Annotated in this window: 14 protein-coding genes; 7 read left to right on the top strand and 7 right to left on the bottom strand. The window is 40.7% G+C overall.

The annotated features are described in order from the left end of the window. Window positions 1-52: 52 nt before the first annotated feature. The gene (locus ACS5PU_RS23180; RefSeq protein ID WP_439461536.1) at window positions 53-1,504 is read right to left on the bottom strand and encodes an arginine deiminase family protein; all 1,452 of its coding nucleotides are present in this window, start codon (window positions 1,502-1,504) and stop codon (window positions 53-55) included. A 329-nt stretch (window positions 1,505-1,833) separates the two neighbouring features. Between ACS5PU_RS23180 and argS the strand changes: the two genes are divergently transcribed. After that, window positions 1,834-3,600, top strand: coding sequence for an arginine--tRNA ligase (gene argS / locus ACS5PU_RS23185; protein WP_439461537.1), 1,767 nt, complete (start codon window positions 1,834-1,836; stop codon window positions 3,598-3,600). 283 nt (window positions 3,601-3,883) lie between these two features. Here argS and ACS5PU_RS23190 read toward each other — a convergent pair whose 3' ends face one another. The 5 genes from ACS5PU_RS23190 to ACS5PU_RS23210 form a co-directional block, all read right to left on the bottom strand. Then, entirely contained in the window at window positions 3,884-5,071 is a 1,188-nt protein-coding gene (locus ACS5PU_RS23190) for an NRAMP family divalent metal transporter (RefSeq protein ID WP_439461538.1), read from the bottom strand. After that, window positions 5,072-5,833 carry a 5-oxoprolinase subunit PxpA gene (locus ACS5PU_RS23195; RefSeq protein WP_439461539.1) on the bottom strand — a complete coding sequence of 254 codons (762 nt, stop codon included), beginning with the start codon at window positions 5,831-5,833 and terminating at the stop codon, window positions 5,072-5,074. After that, entirely contained in the window at window positions 5,833-6,822 is a 990-nt protein-coding gene (locus ACS5PU_RS23200; protein ID WP_439461540.1) for a biotin-dependent carboxyltransferase family protein, read from the bottom strand. The genes ACS5PU_RS23195 and ACS5PU_RS23200 overlap by 1 nt, the downstream gene beginning before the upstream one ends. A 2-nt stretch (window positions 6,823-6,824) precedes the next feature. Then, window positions 6,825-7,553 carry a 5-oxoprolinase subunit PxpB gene (pxpB, locus tag ACS5PU_RS23205; protein WP_439461541.1) on the bottom strand — a complete coding sequence of 243 codons (729 nt, stop codon included), beginning with the start codon at window positions 7,551-7,553 and terminating at the stop codon, window positions 6,825-6,827. A 147-nt stretch (window positions 7,554-7,700) separates the two neighbouring features. After that, window positions 7,701-8,822 carry an AI-2E family transporter gene (locus tag ACS5PU_RS23210; protein ID WP_439461542.1) on the bottom strand — a complete coding sequence of 374 codons (1,122 nt, stop codon included), beginning with the start codon at window positions 8,820-8,822 and terminating at the stop codon, window positions 7,701-7,703. Window positions 8,823-9,156: 334 nt separating this feature from the next. Here ACS5PU_RS23210 and mnmE point away from each other — a divergent pair, with 334 nt between their 5' ends. From mnmE to ACS5PU_RS23240, 6 genes are all read left to right on the top strand, one after another. Beyond that, complete coding sequence (gene mnmE, locus ACS5PU_RS23215; RefSeq protein ID WP_439461543.1) at window positions 9,157-10,515, top strand: tRNA uridine-5-carboxymethylaminomethyl(34) synthesis GTPase MnmE; 1,359 nt, start codon at window positions 9,157-9,159, stop codon at window positions 10,513-10,515. A gap of 245 nt (window positions 10,516-10,760) precedes the next feature. After that, on the top strand, window positions 10,761-11,603 hold the full coding sequence (locus ACS5PU_RS23220; protein WP_439461544.1) for a helix-turn-helix domain-containing protein: 843 nt from the start codon (window positions 10,761-10,763) through the stop codon (window positions 11,601-11,603). 250 nt (window positions 11,604-11,853) lie between these two features. Further along, the gene (locus tag ACS5PU_RS23225) at window positions 11,854-13,077 is read left to right on the top strand and encodes a tyrosine-type recombinase/integrase (protein WP_439461545.1); all 1,224 of its coding nucleotides are present in this window, start codon (window positions 11,854-11,856) and stop codon (window positions 13,075-13,077) included. A 148-nt stretch (window positions 13,078-13,225) separates the two neighbouring features. Further along, the gene (locus tag ACS5PU_RS23230) at window positions 13,226-13,558 is read left to right on the top strand and encodes a killer suppression protein HigA (RefSeq protein WP_439461546.1); all 333 of its coding nucleotides are present in this window, start codon (window positions 13,226-13,228) and stop codon (window positions 13,556-13,558) included. Between the two features lie 18 nt (window positions 13,559-13,576). Beyond that, complete coding sequence (locus ACS5PU_RS23235) at window positions 13,577-14,668, top strand: HigA family addiction module antitoxin (RefSeq protein WP_439461547.1); 1,092 nt, start codon at window positions 13,577-13,579, stop codon at window positions 14,666-14,668. Window positions 14,669-14,684: 16 nt separating this feature from the next. Continuing rightward, a complete protein-coding gene (locus ACS5PU_RS23240; protein WP_439461548.1) occupies window positions 14,685-15,815 on the top strand; it encodes a beta family protein in 1,131 nt (376 codons plus the stop codon). On the opposite strand, the gene ACS5PU_RS23245 is transcribed toward ACS5PU_RS23240, so the two are convergent. Then, window positions 15,812-16,582, bottom strand: coding sequence for a sce7726 family protein (locus tag ACS5PU_RS23245; protein WP_439461549.1), 771 nt, complete (start codon window positions 16,580-16,582; stop codon window positions 15,812-15,814). The two genes, ACS5PU_RS23240 and ACS5PU_RS23245, sit on opposite strands and share 4 nt — an antisense overlap. Window positions 16,583-16,983 lie beyond the last annotated feature (401 nt).

Genomic DNA, 16,983 nt, shown 5'->3' on the forward strand with positions numbered 1-16,983 from the left:
ATACTAGGCGTTTAAGCTATGCACCACAACAAACGAACCAATGGCCAATGAACTATTGAACTAAGTCGTCTCTTAATATCGGCAAACTCATACAATGGAAACCGCCACGCGCACGTGATAGCTCTGCCGAAGGCATCAATATCAAAGTATCGGCTATGGTTTCGGCATTTACTTTGCCGCTTTCTAAATCCTGTATCAGATCTTTCACATCCACCACATCAAAGCCTGCAGCTTTAAAAGCTTCAACAGTTTTATCGTTTCTGTCGTAACCTAAAACAACGCCCTCTTTAATCGCCAATAAGTTGCAGGAATCTGTCCATTGCTCCCTAGAGTCGTAAGGGAACATGTTGTTTCCACTATAAATAATCTTGGTTGGCTCGGTACTCTTTAAATCGTTCTGGCTAATATCATTCAGCAAGGCCTCTACATGCTCAAAGTGTTTCGGTTCGCTCGGATTGGCTTTTGTAAACTGTATGGCCGTGGTAGCCTCTAGTTTTTCGGGTTCCTTTAAAAAGTTAATCGGCTCGTATGGATTATATTTAGGCGAATGCGCAATTGAATTTAATATTACCCAGGTATTGCGTTTAACCTGCGTAAAAACAGTGTCCAAATGCATATAATCGCGTTTGCTCGGTATTTTTACCACAGTTACTTTTTCTACTACATCCTGGTCGAACAGCAATTTAATGGCTTCGTTGGCACCATGTTCTGATGTTCTTTCGCTACAACCGATCAGTACGTGGTTGGGGCTTACCATCATCACGTCGCCGCCTTCTAAAGTTGTGCTAAATGCAGGTTCATCGCCCGGGCGTAAAAAGTGCATGGTTACATCCGGAATTTCCAGTATGTTGTCGCGGTACGCTTCAAATAAGGGGTGGTTAAAGAAAATATAGCGCATTAAAAGCGTTTCGCGTACACGTGCTTTTTTTGCCGGTTTGTTTAAAAGGATATGGTTGTTAATGGTTGTACCAACATCCCTGGTAAAAATTAGATTGGGAACCGGAGCAAAAATCATGGTATCGTTAGCCAAAGTGCCCGAAATAAAAATTTCTGCCAGTTCTTTTGGGTCGGTAGCGGTGAGCTGCATCTGTACTTTATAGGTACAGCCTTCTATCGCGCAAACTGCCGCAACTAATTTCTTTCTGATGGATTCGTTCTCCAGCATTTCGCTCAACAGGTTCTGGATTTCGATTACCGCCGTAGAATTATGAAAATCGGGGTGGTTCGGTTTGTAAAAATTCCGGTTACCTTCTTCCGAATCGATCTGAGCAAGCTTTCCCTTAATTTTATCAGGATCTAAAAAATACATCAACAGCTTAATGTAATAATCGTACTCGCCCTTGCGGATGGTATCTAAGTGCACAATATCTTCAAAAAGCCAATCTTGCGCCTTCGAAGGTACAACTTTGCCCAATCCGCTATCCGGACTATGAATTAATAACTTACGTAACCTACCGATTTCGGTGTTAACGCTCACTTTAAAATTTGGATTCTGCTCGTTCATAAATAAGTTAGTTATTGCAAATCTATTAGAATTTTTGAGAGTCCGAAAGTCCGAAGTCAGAAAGACCGAAGATGTTGCCGATTACGGACGGATGGGAAGCCTGGGGGTGAGGCAGCAAGCTTCGGACTTCTGTATTTCAACGTCGGACCTTTTTAGGGTAGCTGTCGGTTTGAAAAATCGGGACTATAGCTGAAAGAAGGACTATCGGCACAGATTGGCGCTACAGTATCTTTCCAAACCTTAAAAAAAGCGGTAAGAATTGAAATTTCGCTAAAAAACCTTCGGACTTCGGACTTCCGACTTCGGACTATTTTGCATATTTTTGGCCTATGAATTTTATTATTGCCGCAACACAGCAAGCTATTCTCGAACTTTATAAAGAAGAAGTAGCCGAAAGTGTACTCAACATACAAGAAACCCGTAAAGAATTTGAAGGACAGGCAACCATTGTTGTTTTTCCGATTACTAAAATCTCCAAAAAATCGCCAGAGCAAACTGCAAATGAAATTGGCGAATACCTGGTAGCCAACGTTTCCGATATTACCAAATTTAATGTAGTAAAAGGCTTTTTGAACCTAAGCATTGCCGAAAGTTATTTCCTTAAACAGTTTAACGAAGAAATTTTAACACCTGATTTTGGAACTTATGCACCAAACGGTAAAAAGGTAATGGTCGAATATTCTTCGCCAAATACCAACAAGCCACTTCACTTGGGGCACGTTCGTAATAACCTATTGGGCTACTCGGTTTCCGAACTGCTTAAAGCTTATGGTTATGATGTGGTGAAGGTAAACCTGGTTAACGACCGTGGTATCCACATCTGTAAATCAATGCTGGCCTGGCAAAAATGGGGCAATGGCGAAACACCCGATAGTACAGGTTTAAAAGGCGATCACCTGGTTGGAAAATACTATGTAATTTTCGACAAGGAGTATAAAAAAGAGATTGATGCTTTAAAGGCCACAGGACAAACTGAAGAGGAAGCCAAGAAAAATGCACCGTTGATTAAGGAAGCACAAACCATGCTTCAACAATGGGAGGCAGGTGATGTAGAAGTTGTTTCACTTTGGAAAACCATGAACGAATGGGTTTATGCTGGCTTTAATGTTACTTATAAAAACCTTGGGGTTGATTTTGATAAATTCTATTACGAAAGCAACACCTATTTACTGGGGAAAGGTACAGTTGATGAAGGTTTGGCCAAAGGTGTTTTCTTTAAAAAGGAAGATGGCTCGGTATGGATCGATTTAACGGCCGATGGTTTAGACCAGAAACTGGTTTTACGTGCAGATGGAACTTCCGTTTACATTACACAGGATTTAGGTACCGCCGAAATGAAACACGACGATTTCAATATGGATGAGTCAATTTATGTAGTAGGGAATGAGCAGGATTACCATTTTAAAGTGTTGTTCCTGATTCTGGAAAAACTGGGTAAAAGCTGGGCCAAAGGTTTGTACCACCTATCTTACGGTATGGTTGATTTGCCTAACGGAAAAATGAAAAGCCGCGAAGGTACCGTGGTTGATGCGGATGAACTGATTGAAAGCATGGTGGCTACAGCCCGTGAGAAAACGGAAGAACTGGGTAAAACCAACGATTTTAGCGAGACAGATAAAGAAGAATTATATAAAAATATTGGTTTAGGTGCTTTAAAATATTTTCTTTTAAAGGTAGAACCTAAAAAACGCTTACTATTTAACCCAGCCGAGAGTATCGATTTTCAGGGCAACACAGGGCCATTTATCCAGTATACACATGCGAGGATTAAATCGCTGCTGGCAAAAGCAAACTACCAGTTAGCCGCAACAGAGCCTGAAGAATTTTTACCTGTCGAATTGGAAATGATCCTGCAACTGGCCAAATACCCGGAAGAAATTGCCATTGCTGCTAAGGCTTATAGTCCGGCGAGTTTAGCCAACTATCTGTATGAATTGGCTAAATTGTTTAACAAATTTTATCACGAGGTTCCTCATATCCTTAAAATGGAAGAGGGCGCAGAAAAACAGTTCCGTTTAAACCTAAGTAAAAAAACTGCCGATATTATTTATTCAGGGATGCTGATTTTGGGGATTACTTCGCCAGAGCGCATGTAGGATGGAAGAGGTGAGATGGATGATGGGTTAGGGCGTTTAGCGGATAGCAAATACTAACGCGTCATTTCGATCCGATAGTTATTGGGTGCAGCGCAACGGGGAGATCTCTTCAGTATAAAGATTCTTCCCTGCGCTCAGAATGACAGTAAAAATAAAAAGCACCGCTGGGTTAAACCTTGCGATGCTTTTTCGTAAATAACAAATCCCTTAATCTCAAATTGATCAATAATAGATTAGCCCTGGAACTTTCTTAGCAGCCTATTTTATTAATTCATTAAATAACCTAAAAACCTTTGTTTATCATATCCATAATGGTTCCGTATCCCATCCAAATCATAATCAGCACCACGCTGGCGCCGGTAATGGTTAACCAGAGTGGCTGTTTATAAGTCGAAATAATTTTAGTTCGGTAAGCTGCCAATAACATTACACCGAGTGCAATTGGTAAAATAAGTCCGTTAAGCGCACCAACTGCGAGCAGAATTTTTACGGGTTTGCCTATCCAGATAAAAATGGAACAAGAAATCAGGATAAAAATGATGATGATTTCCTTGTTGTGTTTTAAAATTAGTGGATGAAAACTTTTGATAAAAGAAATAGAAGTATATGCCGAGCCGACTACGGAAGAAATACCAGCTGCCCAAATTACCAGCCCAAATATTTTATAACCAAACTGGCCACTTGCCAGCTGAAATACAGATGCAGCCGGGTTTGCGGGATCTAGCTTTGCACCAGTACTTACTACACCAAGGGCAGCAATAAATAAAAGTAAACGCATAATGGAAGCTAAGCCGATAGCACTTAAGGCACCCCGGTTTACTGCTGGTAAATTTCCTATCCCGGTTTGGCGGGCATCCAGAAGCCGATGTGCTCCAGAGAAAGTAATATAACCGCCAACCGTTCCGCCAACAATGGTAAGCACTGCAGTAAAACTAAATTGAGTCGGATTAACCGATCTAATTGCCGCTTCTGCCAGAGGTGGGTTGCTGATATATGCGATGAATAAAGCCAAACCAATTTTTAGTAAACCCATTGTTTTTGCAAACAAATCCATGGCTTTTCCAGCCTCTTTGTACAAAAAGATACCAATAGCCAAAATGGCGCTAATTATGGCACCTTGTCCAACACTTATTCCAAAAAGTACATTCAAACCTAATCCTGCGCCAGCAATGTTTCCAATATTGAAGGCTAGTCCACCTAAAAAAACAAGAAACGAAAGAAAGTAGCCTAAGCCAGGAAAAACCTGGTTAGAAATATCCTGTGCAGGTTTATCGGCAACGGCTATAATGCGCCAGATATTTAGTTGCGCAACGGCGTCAAGCAGGATAGAAAGTAAAATAACAAAGGCAAAACTAGCACCCAACTGTTCAGTAAAAACGGCTGTTTGTGTTAAAAAACCAGGACCAATGGCCGATGAGGCCATTAAAAATGCAGCACCAATTAATACGCTCCAGTTATATTTCTTCCTCATTTATGAAACTGTTTTAAGCATAATTCCTTCATTTTTTAATTTTTGGTTAATCATTTTGGCGAAGCTGATGGCATGTTCACCATCTCCATGTATGCATAATGTATCGGCGGCTAGGTTAATTGCATTGCCTTTAGTAGATATTACCTGTTGTTGCTTAACCATCATCAATACTTGTTCAATAGCACTTAATTCATTAGTAATTAAGGCATCGGGCCGATTTCTAGGGGTAAGCGAACCATCATCCTGATAGCTTCTATCAGCAAAAACTTCGGATGCAGTAACCAATCCTATTTTTCTTGCCGCACTGATCATTTCACTTCCGGCAAGCGCATATAAAATTAAGTTGGAATCAAAATCATAAACAGCTTGAGCAATTGCTTCGGCTAAAACATAATTTTTAGCTGCCATATTGTACAAAGCACCATGTGGCTTAACATGATGTAGTGTGCCTTTACCAACTTTAACAAAGCCATACAATGCCGCAATTTGATAAACCGTCATTTGATAAACTTCGGCTGGCGTTACATTTATTTCTCTTCTACCAAAACCCTGTAGATCGGGTAGGCCTGGATGTGCGCCAATAGCTACACCCTTACTAATGGCCATATTAACGGTTTGTTGCATTACTTGAGGATCACCAGCGTGAAAACCGCAGGCAATGTTGGCTGAAGTGATATAATCCATCAAAATCTCATCGCCCGGCATTGGGTATTTACCAAATGCTTCTCCCATATCACAGTTAATATCTATAGCCTTCATCATTAAAAACGGGTGTTTACTGCTATTTTTATAGCGTTTATTTCTAATTCTCTTTCAATATATAATTTTTCTGAAGCTTGTTGACTAATTTCTATGAACTGGATCATATCACCAGGTTTCAATTGAGCACACAGAGTAAGATCTACAGTTGCCACTTGTGCAATTCTGGGATAGCCCCCTGTAGTTTGACAATCGGCCATAAGCAGTACCATTTTTCCACTTCCGGTTACCTGGATTGTTCCTGGTATAACAGCCGTACTAAGCAGTTCTTCTTTTTTATTGCGCTCCATTATTTGGCCTTCCAAATTGATTCCCATTCTATTGCTATCTATTCCGGTTTTATAAGGTGTAGAAAGTAAATTGGTGATTGATTTTTGATCAAACCATGCAGATTCTCTGCCCATTATTATTCTGATTGTTTTTCGGTTTGAAGTACTCAACATTCTTGTAGATATACCCCATTTGGTAAAATTTACCTTATCGCCTTTAAGCTGATTGTATATTTGTAAAGTATTATCTACATGTTTTTCAATATTGCTTAGTTGATCTTTAGTCTGTAAGGCTCTTCCATTATAGCCGCCAAAGCCAGCTGTAAGGTAAGTGCTTCTGCTACCAAGTACATTGGGAATATCCCATCCTCCAGCTACGGCTAAATATGTTCTTGCTCCATTGTTGTTATTTTGCAATTTAACTATTGATCCTTTTGGTAAAAATATAGGGCGATGCTGTGGTAATTTTATTTCATTGGTAACCAGCGTTGCACCGTCTCCGGCATAAGCAATCAGTATGTCTGTATCAGCAATAAATTCGGCAGCTGCATAGGTAAATTCGATGGTAGCTAAATCATCAGCATTGTTTAAAGCAATATTAGCTAATCTTGCTGAAAAGAGGTCCATCGCTCCCGATAATGGAACTCCATCTGAGCGGTAATTAAACCGCCCCAAATCTTGTACTGTAGTAAGTAATCCAGCTTTAAAAATACTGATTTCCATTTTTAAAGGCATGATAATCGATTAAATTCGAGAAGTGAAACTGGTTTAAACATTACTTCATCTCCTGCGCACAACAAGGATGGCCGATCACGGTGGATATCGAACATTTTTAAAGGCGTTTGTCCGATAATCTGCCAGCCACCAGGTGTTTGAAGTGGGTAAATACCGGTTTGATTTCCGGCAATACCAACTGAGCCAGCAGGTATTGAGCTACGTGGATTTGGTTTTCTGGGACTTGCGATTCTCTGATCCATTCCACCGAGATAAGCGAATCCAGGCGTAAAACCAATCATAAATACCCGGTATTTATTGGCGCTATGGAGTTCGATTACTTTTTCGGTCGTAATTTCGTTTATTTCTGCAACTTCATGCAAATCCATTCCGAATATTTCATCATAACAAACCGGAATGGTTATTACAGCATTTTTAGTATGTTCATTTTTATATGTTTCTTGTTTTAAATGGTTGAGGTAAAAGCTAACTTTTTCGAAGCTGTTCCGTCCATTTAAATCAGCGTAAAAAACAGTTAAAGTATCATAATAAATGGTTAGGGTTGTGTAAGCCGGTACACAATTGATAAATCCTGAGAAAGGATTTTGCTTTAAAAGATTATTAAAACCACGAATTTCTTCGGCTATTCTTTCGCTTATTATATTGCCGAATTCAAGTGTTACTGCTTGGTCTCCTAAGGGAAAAATATTGAATGAATAATTAAATAATGGTGCTTTCATTTAGGGTACCCTGCATAATTTACTAAATTATAAAAAGATACCTAAAAGTGCACTAAAAACCTTAATTTACATCTAGCGCCGATCTGTAATGCGATCATTGCAATCGAATTTAATACATTAAATCCGATTGCAAAAAAATGAATGATATTATTTCTCAGTGCCCGACTTTACACTAACAGCTTTCTTTTTTCTGAAACTAGCAAATGTCATGGGGCTTTTTGCCGGGCGTTCATCACCTAACAATACTCCCCATTGTTTAAAAGATTCCGTTCTGTCGAAAATAACTTTCAGTACGGCCACAATAGGCAAAGCGAGGAACATACCGGAGACGCCTGCAATGCTACCACCGATAAATACGCCAAGGATGGCAAATAAGGCATTGATTTTAACCTTAGAACCTACAATGCGTGGCATCAGGATGTTGTTATCCAAGAATTGAACGAAGGCAATAACCAATAATACCGTAATTACCGGCCATAACTCTTGCGATGAAGTAAGGGTGAGCAGTACACCGATTACATTGCCAATTAAAGCACCCACATAAGGGATCAGGTTTAATATGGCAAAGATTACGCCTATCAGCAAAGCATGTTTAATGCCGATCAGCATCAATATTCCACCCAATAAAATAGTCATATAGCTAATTTGGATCAATAAGCCGATTAAATAGCTTTTGATGATTGATTCGGTTTCATAAATGGCTTCCTTCACTTTGGGGTGATCGTCGGTTTTAAACCACATGAAAATAAAACGCAATAAAATATCTTTATAAAAAAGCATTAAATAGATATAAATGGGAAGCAGGCCGATAAAGACGAAAATACCGCTCAGGGTAACTGCTGCACCACCGGCAAGCGAAGTGCCCATGTTCATAAGATCGTCGCTCTTAGCCTGTATAAAAGCTTTCTGCTGTTTATCATTGTAATGCGTAATGCGACTGATCCAATCACTTAAGGAGTTGATATGCTGGGTTACATTGGCTTTAATCTGCGGAAAATCTTTAACCAGAATACCGATCTGATTGGAAAAGAACCACACAATTAAGGCTACAAACAGGGCAACCAACAAAATGGGCAGGATAATGGCCAATGTTTCGGGAACTTTTTTGCGTTTCAAAAAGCGGTAAACTGGCAACAACATAATGCTGATGAAAAAGGCCATCAACATGGGCATAATAATATCCCGACCGATTACCATAACAGCTACAATGGCCATAAGACCCAATAACTCTATAGCTCGTTTAACTGTTAAGGGTAAATTGTTAGTCATAAAAGCTTATTCTGATTTCAGTTCTAAACACAGGCAGCGTAAAAATGTTTTAAAATCATCGAAAATGCCATGTGGGAAATAGATGATGTAATATGGAAGTGAGGGGCGGGGAGTCTCGCGTTTAGCGCTATGCGTCAGTTAGCTCGTTTTGAGTTAAGGGTTTAGCGTTTGGAAACAATTAACCAATTAACCAATTTGGGGTTGAGGGTTTGGCATTTGGGGGCAATTAACCAGTTTCAACAGTTAACCGGATTAACCCATTCCACGAAAAAATTACTTCCTCCTAATGATATACCGATAGATTAGACTTATTTTTGCGCCTTTAATACTGTACATGAACAATCAAGATACCATTGTTGCCTTATCAACTCCATCAGGATCGGGAGCCATTGGCGTAATCCGCTTATCGGGACCTGATGCTATTTCTTTAACCAATGCCGTTTTTGCCGGGAAAGATTTAGAACAGCAGGCTTCGCATACCCTTCATTTTGGTTTGATAAAAGATGGTAATCATATTGTTGATGAAGTTGTAGCAGGATTGTTTGTAGCGCCAAAATCGTACACGAAAGAAAATGTGGTCGAAATTTCCTGTCATGGTTCAAACTATATCATTCAGCAGATTATTAACCTGCTCATTAGCAAGGGCGCTAGAGCAGCCAAACCTGGCGAATTTACCTTACGTGCCTTCTTGAATGGCGCTTTTGACCTAAGTCAGGCAGAAGCAGTGGCCGATTTAATTGCTTCTAACTCGAAGGCTTCGCACGATGTGGCCATGCAGCAGATGCGTGGTGGTTTTGCCAATGAACTCAAAGGATTGCGCGAGCAGCTCATCCATTTTGCTTCAATGATAGAGCTCGAACTCGATTTTGCCGAAGAAGATGTTGAGTTTGCCAACCGCGAGCAGTTAAAGAACCTGGTTGTTAAAATTAACTATGTGCTGCAAAGGCTGATTTCCTCTTTCGAAATGGGCAATGTAATTAAAAACGGCGTACCCATTGTTATTGCAGGTAAACCTAATGTGGGTAAATCGACCTTGTTAAATGCCCTTTTAAACGAAGAACGCGCCATTGTTTCGGATATTGCCGGTACTACCCGCGATACTATTGAAGATGAACTCACCATAGGTGGCATTGTTTTCCGCTTTATTGATACTGCCGGAATACGCGATACGGCCGACATTATTGAAGCCTTGGGCGTTGAGCGTACCCTAGAGAAAATGAAACAGGCCAAACTGATAATTTACATGGCCGATGCCGCGCAAAGTATTTCGGAAATTGAAGAGCAGGTGAGGGGATTGGAACAACTGCAGATCCCCTATTTAATTCTTGTAAATAAGGCCGACCTCATCAGTGAAGTCCAACGTAAAGCTTTCGAAAAACTGAACGTTGTTTTTATATCGGCCAAAGAAAAGATTGGTATAGACGAATTAAAAACAACTTTATTGGAACAAGTTAACCTGCACCATATCAACACCAGCGAAACATTGGTTACCAATATCCGCCATGTAGAAGCCCTTAAACAAACAGAACATGCCCTGCAAAGGGTACTGGATAATGTAGATAATCCGGTTACCTCTGATTTTCTGGCCATGGATATTAAGCAGGCACTGCATTATCTTGGCGAAATTACCGGAACAGTTACGACAGATGATTTGCTGGAGAATATTTTTACCAAGTTCTGTATCGGCAAGTAATCCTATGGATTTAGTCGACTATTGACTAAAAACGACAATTAAATCGCTAATTATTAACTAATTAACGATTTTTTTATGTCCAATGTTTTCGTAATTTGCCCCTGTTATTCAATGTTTTGTAGCGTATTTGTAGCTTTTTTTGACAAGGGAATCTGAATAGTGTATTGTATGTTCAATGTCCAGTATTAACTGATCATAGAAGCCCATAGAAGCACTACAAAGCAAGAAAATGGGAGACTTAACTTATGAGCAGTAATTTAAAAATCTTAAGGAAATGTGAGTGCTGTAACCAGACTTTCATCGCGAAGAAGACGGTGACCCGGTTCTGTGGCAAAGCCTGTAATTCTAGGTACTATAAGTCTAAAGCAAGGGCGGATAAGATACAGTCTTCTGATCTTGAAACGGTATCCAGGGATTTTAAATACCAGGTTTCACATTTGGACAGGGAAGTACTATCTGTAGCTGAGGTTGCTTATCTATTGCGTTCGCACAAGGGAACGGTCTATGGGATGATCAATAGCGGAACGCTGAAGGCTGCGAAGATACATACACGCAAAACGGTGGTTCTCCGGATGGATTTTCTCTCCCTTTTTGATCAGCAGATGTGGCTGAAAGATATAGCAAAGAAACCGGTAGAACCGCAAAAATCAGATGATGAATCTGCTCCGAGCTATTATACCACCGCCCAGGTCATTGCTTTATTTGGAAAATCCAGGGAAGCGGTCTACACAATGCTGCAGCGGAGCGGGATAGAAAAGGTCAAAGTCGGCAAAGAGATTCTGATCCCAAAAGATGCGGTAGATAAGCTTTATAAACAGAAGTCGGTTCCCAGGGCAGATCCGTTAGATGGGGAACGCAAAGCCAATCAGCGGTTGGCCTCGAAACCTATCAGAATATCGGACTGCTATTCGATAGAGGAATGTGTTCAGCTTTTGGGAAAGGAGCGGGGACTTTTATACGCTATTTTTAAGAGACGAAATGTTCCCAAGTTACGGGTCGGGCATTACGTATACTTCCTGAAACGGGCGGTAGACAAAATCGCTAAAGATGCGATGCAGGTCAGCATGGTAATTAACGATGAATTATGACTAATAAGGGTAATAATGATTTGTTAGTCAGTTTTTTGCGAGGGTTTTGGTGAGCGTTTTGCTTTGAAAATAGATTTGCTTTTAGCAATTTTATACTTCTTCAAACTACCACTCCCCTCAAGGAAACTTGCTAGCCACCTGCTATCCACCAGATAAATCGGCTCTTGTTGTGATTAGCCTAAATAAAAATGAATAAATAATATTTAATGGCACTAGAAATATGCCTGTCTAACCAATTATAAAACCAAATATGTCCAACGTAAAACTTAGAGCGAAAGCGCTCAGGAACAATAGGCAGACGCTTTTTTTGGATTACTATCCACCATTGTTAAATCCAGCAACGGGAAAAAGTATCCGTTTTGTCTGCCTGAGGTTATATCTTTTCACCAAGCCCGAAAACGACTTTCAGCGCAAGCATAATAAGCAGACGCTGATTACGGCCAATACGGTGTGTGCGCAGCGGCAGATCGAACTGCAGAACAGGCGGTTTGGGCTGGTATCGGAGCATGAAAGGGAAGCGAGCTTCATTGAGGTATACCGGCAGGTGGCCAGGCAGAGGAGGCAGGGCGTCCATGACCAGTGGGAAATGTCCCTGCGGTATTTTATTGCTTTTTGTGGAAGGGAGATTATACTGCCGGAACTGACCGATTATCTCTGTGAGGATTTTAAGAATTATTTGCTCAGTGGTCCGGGTATAGCGCGGTACGGCAGGCCGATCAAAAGAAATACGGCAGCAAGTTACTTTGCCAAATTCAGGGCAGTGCTGCGGGTACTGTACAGAAAACGCCTGATACCGATCGATCTCCACAGTATGGTAGATCCGATCAGGCCGAAGGAGACGCATAAAGAACGTTTGACAATGGAGGAGTTTAGGCTGTTGGCCAATACGCCTACTGATTCTGAACTGATGAAATGTGCGGCTATGTTTTCAGGATTAACGGGACTTCGCTGGTCGGATGTTTCGACTTTGAAATGGTTCAATATCAGGGGCAGGTTTGGGAGTTTTGAAATCCAGTTTTCGCAGGAGAAGACCGAAAGTGCAGAGGTGCTTCCGATTTCTGATCAGGCTTATAGCTACCTGGGCGATAGAGGGGCTGGGGGATCATTATTATTTCCTGGGCTTGTTTACAGCAGGCTAAAGTCATTCTTTACCAAATGGCTTTCGGATGCGGGAGTTGATAAGAATATCACTTTCCATAGTTTCCGGCACACCTTTGCGACTTTGCAGTTGGAGCTGGGTACGGACATTTATACGGTATCTAAGATGCTGGGGCACCGGGTGCTGAAGAATACGGAGGTGTATGCGAAGATCGTGGATAAGTCGAAACGGATTGCTGCGGATAAGAATCTGCTTCTGGGTGATCCTGAGGAAGTGGAAGATAAGGTTTGCGTCGGGGAAGAAAATGAGATGCCAGGTGTAAGGAAAGGCATTTTTATTCTTCACAAAAATGAAGAGAAGATCGTTACCGGTTGAGAACTGGCAACCATTCTTTCAGCTGTTAAAACCGGTCGGCAAGAACATCTGATCTATTAAATTCCTAATTATTTGGAGTTTATAAAAACTTGTATACCTTTGTAAAATATTATTACCGAATTTAGGTAATAAAAATAAATTTAAACTAATGGAGATAGCCTATAGTTCGAATAAGATTAAAAAGCAATTAAGTTCACCTTCTGAGATCATGAAGGCATTCGGCGTTATGGCCAAAAAAGTCCAGAGTAGATTGGACGATATTATTGCATCTCCAAATCTGGAAGTGCTCTGCCAGATCCCTGCCGCAAACTGTCATGCGTTATCGGGAAAACGCAGTGGGGAGTGGGCGCTGAATATTTCGCCCAACCACCGGATGATATTTGAACTTGATCACGATCCAGTACCTAAGAAAGACAATGGTGAAATCAATAAAATTGAAGTCACCGATATCAGGATTATAGAGACGACAGATTACCATTAATCCACAACAACAGCAAACATGAACACCAACAGTAAAATAGAAAGAGAATTATTGACAAAACCGGGCGATACGATATTGGAAACGATTGAGTACCTGAAAATGAGCCAGGCGGAGTTAGCCGAGAGGATGGGGAAGACTCCAGGGAAGATAAACGATATGATTTCTGGGAAAGCACCGATAAGCGTAAATACCGCTATGCAATTGGAAAAGGTGCTTGGGATCGATATGCAGTTTTGGTTGAACAGAGAAATGCACTATCGCGAGAAACTAGCGCGGATAGAACAGGAAGAGTTTTTGGAACAGTGTATTGATTGGGCAAAAGAACAGCCGATAAAGGATCTGCAGAAACTGGGCTACATTAAGAGTTCGAAACTCGGAACTGAGATGGTTGAGGAATGTCTTCATTTCTACGGTGTTGCAACGCCTGTTCAGTGGAACAGCGTTTATGTTGATACCTATGTTCATACGGACTTTCGCAAGAGCAATGCGAACACAAGTTTGCTAAGCAGTATGGCCGCATGGTTAAGAATCGGAGAATTAAAAGTAAGAGACGAGCGGCTTCCAAATTATGATAAAGATGCTTTCAAAGTCATCCTTGAAAATCTAAAATCAATAGTGGAAGAACAACCTGAAGATTTTGCCAGCAAACTCAAATCTATGTGTGCCACCGCTGGCGTTGCTGTGATCTATTCACAAAGCCTTTCAAAAGCGCCGATAAGTGGTGCTGCCAGATGGATTGGAGGTACCCCGGTTATTCAAATTACAGACCGTTATAAGACAAACGATCACTTTTGGTTTACGTTTTACCACGAAGCCGGACACATTCTGCTCCATGGTAAAAAAGATGTCTTTATTGAAGATTTTGAAGGGGTAGAGAATGATCAGAAAAAGGAAAATGAAGCCAATGATTTCGCGAGGGACTGGTTGTTACCGGATTCGTTTCTTGAACTTGTCGAAGGGGATATAGATGAAAGGTTGGTTCGGAAAATTGCTAGGAAATTTCTTACGCATCCAGCAATAGTGGTGGGTAGATTGCATCATTTAAAAAAAATGCCCTATCATTTTGGGAACGACTTCAAATCCAAAATTAATTTAAATCATTTAATCTAGTACTTGAAAAACGCTCATGGACTCACCCGTATATATACCTGTTTTTAGACTGAGACAACAAGAAAAGGATGTGCTGACATCATTTGATTTTGGAAAGGAAATTTATCCATACATCGAAATCTTTAAAAAGCATCTTAGGAAACCTCCTCCGCGAAAACCAAACGCAAAGAGCCAACAAAAGGAACCCAAGAAGTTTTATGAGCACTTTTTGCCTGTTCTGAATAAGATCAAAAGTGAAAAAGTATTTGTCGATCTGCCGGTGCATCTGATGCGTAAGAAAAAAATGAAGGACGATGTGATCGAATTCCTTTCGACAGTTGTGGAGAGTAGGGCTGAAAGAACAAGACATATGATAAGCCTCTCGGGTTGCAAAAACATGATACCTGTCATCAGCACTTACGCGCAGATCACCAGTGAAAAGGATAGCATAAAATTGCAGGAAGCTGATCTGAGGGGAGTTTTTGGAACGATTGCATTTCGAACGTCCGAAAAGACGCTCTATAGTGATCTTCAGCAGATCGAAGCGGTTGCGCAGTCCCAGGATTTTCTTTTTATAGATATCGGTGAAGCAAATCTTGCCAATGAAGACGATTTTGAAGCGGCAGAATACCTGATGAGAAAACTCAAAAGTTTTAATATGTGTACCATTGTTTTGATGAATAGTGCTTTATCGCACAATCTGACCAATAGTGGGCTTGCGCATGGGGAAATCATAGCGGGCACATCAAATATGTTGATGGAGAAATTCGGCGAGCTCGGTGCACATTGTTTTTCCGACTTTGCCGGAGTAAAGAAAGATCTGATCGAGGAAGGAGGCATTTTAAGCCCGGGACTATTATTTTATGATCCTGTAGAGAATGTCTACTATGGGTTTCGTGGAAGGAAATGGGGAAAATATGAGAAACGGAACTGTGATGATATCAGAGGGGTTATTCTAAAAGATCTGCTAATCTCGGATTTCATCCGTAGAATGAAAGAATCCCATCTGCAATATCTGGGGAAACAGAACCAGGGCTGGAACCTGGTTGAGGGAATGTGGGACGAAACAATTCAGTGGCGCATCCCGGCCAGACTCAAGCGGATATCAATGGAACACTATCTTCACTGTATGCGCACCAAGATATTGGCCGGTATCTTTAACAACTAGCCATATATGATGGCGGGATTGATGTTTTTATTGAAAAAGAATTGCAGATCGACCGGTAATATTTCGTTTGCGTGCTCTACAATGAAATTCCAGCGCCTGCTATACCTGGCTTTCAGGGCGAGCTTGAATTGGGTATTGATATCGGCCGGTGTAAAATAGCCTAGAATGTCAGAAACCTCTTGTTGCCCGAAATATTTTGAGATTTCTTTTTTTGTTAACAGACTTAACTGGCTTACCGGATCAGTTTTTTTATTAAAAACAGGTTTTCTGACAAAGGAATAGTGGTCTTTGCCAGCGGTTATTATACCAAAACTTTTGGGGATAATGTCATAACACTTGTCAAGGTGTCTTTGGTGAATCAGGATGTTGTTAAATTCAAAAGCATCGAGGTAATCGCGGGACTGTTTCGCAAGCTTATCCAAATTATCGAGATTTGATTTTATTTCGTAACTGGTGGTGTAACCATTGATAGTCAAAAAATCGACCCTACTTTTTTTAACCCTTATTTCGTAGGCTGCTACAAGGTCAGTATTTTTGAAAGCGTCGAATAATCGGTACTTTAACACCTGCTCACCTTCGTACCCGTCGATGATGAGTTCACTGATTTTTTTATGCAGGTCAGGTCTGCAAATATTACCGAGTATATCCTCAGGATAAAAAGCGCTCAAGAGGTGTCTCAATTGAGGGGTATAATCCAGCGGGTTATAGCTTTTGACTATTTCCTTTATCAGTTTGGAATTTACGGATATGTCTTCTGCGATGTTCATAGGATTAGGCCGGAAAATTAGCTAAAAAGATTAGCTGTTAAAAATAATGTTTTAAATATTACCCGGATTTGAATCCGGTAGATGCTGTACAAGCTTGGAAAGTACCGGTTTTATGTTCGTTTTCAGTTAGTTGTTTTTTATTTGGGCATTACCGGGTTTTTGATTTTGGCCGGCGCACGATTGCTGCCTGCCGGCTCCGCCCGGCTTTTTGCTTATACGGTTTGGATTGCTTATTTGTTTGATAGAATAAAATGGATTGACTTTTCATCAAGAATGAATTGTGCACTTCCCAAAATTCAGACCAGTTAAAAGTATAATTCTAGACCGAGCGCAGCGAGGCTATTAGAAAAAACTATTAATTTTAATTGGTAATATGAAAAGAATCAAGTTTACGGAATCTC

Source organism: Pedobacter sp. GSP4 (genome assembly GCF_051857575.1).
Lineage (GTDB): Bacteria > Bacteroidota > Bacteroidia > Sphingobacteriales > Sphingobacteriaceae > Pedobacter.

Coding starts and splice junctions, on each gene's coding strand:
- ACS5PU_RS23245 (WP_439461549.1), bottom strand. CDS start 16,582: ATGAACATCGCAGAAGACATATCCGTAAATTCCAAACTGATAAAGGAA.
- ACS5PU_RS23230 (WP_439461546.1), top strand. CDS start 13,226: ATGGAGATAGCCTATAGTTCGAATAAGATTAAAAAGCAATTAAGTTCA.
- ACS5PU_RS23190 (WP_439461538.1), bottom strand. CDS start 5,071: ATGAGGAAGAAATATAACTGGAGCGTATTAATTGGTGCTGCATTTTTA.
- ACS5PU_RS23225 (WP_439461545.1), top strand. CDS start 11,854: ATGTCCAACGTAAAACTTAGAGCGAAAGCGCTCAGGAACAATAGGCAG.
- mnmE (WP_439461543.1), top strand. CDS start 9,157: ATGAACAATCAAGATACCATTGTTGCCTTATCAACTCCATCAGGATCG.
- pxpB (WP_439461541.1), bottom strand. CDS start 7,553: ATGAAAGCACCATTATTTAATTATTCATTCAATATTTTTCCCTTAGGA.
- ACS5PU_RS23240 (WP_439461548.1), top strand. CDS start 14,685: ATGGACTCACCCGTATATATACCTGTTTTTAGACTGAGACAACAAGAA.
- argS (WP_439461537.1), top strand. CDS start 1,834: ATGAATTTTATTATTGCCGCAACACAGCAAGCTATTCTCGAACTTTAT.
- ACS5PU_RS23210 (WP_439461542.1), bottom strand. CDS start 8,822: ATGACTAACAATTTACCCTTAACAGTTAAACGAGCTATAGAGTTATTG.
- ACS5PU_RS23220 (WP_439461544.1), top strand. CDS start 10,761: ATGAGCAGTAATTTAAAAATCTTAAGGAAATGTGAGTGCTGTAACCAG.
- ACS5PU_RS23180 (WP_439461536.1), bottom strand. CDS start 1,504: ATGAACGAGCAGAATCCAAATTTTAAAGTGAGCGTTAACACCGAAATC.
- ACS5PU_RS23195 (WP_439461539.1), bottom strand. CDS start 5,833: ATGATGAAGGCTATAGATATTAACTGTGATATGGGAGAAGCATTTGGT.
- ACS5PU_RS23200 (WP_439461540.1), bottom strand. CDS start 6,822: ATGGAAATCAGTATTTTTAAAGCTGGATTACTTACTACAGTACAAGAT.
- ACS5PU_RS23235 (WP_439461547.1), top strand. CDS start 13,577: ATGAACACCAACAGTAAAATAGAAAGAGAATTATTGACAAAACCGGGC.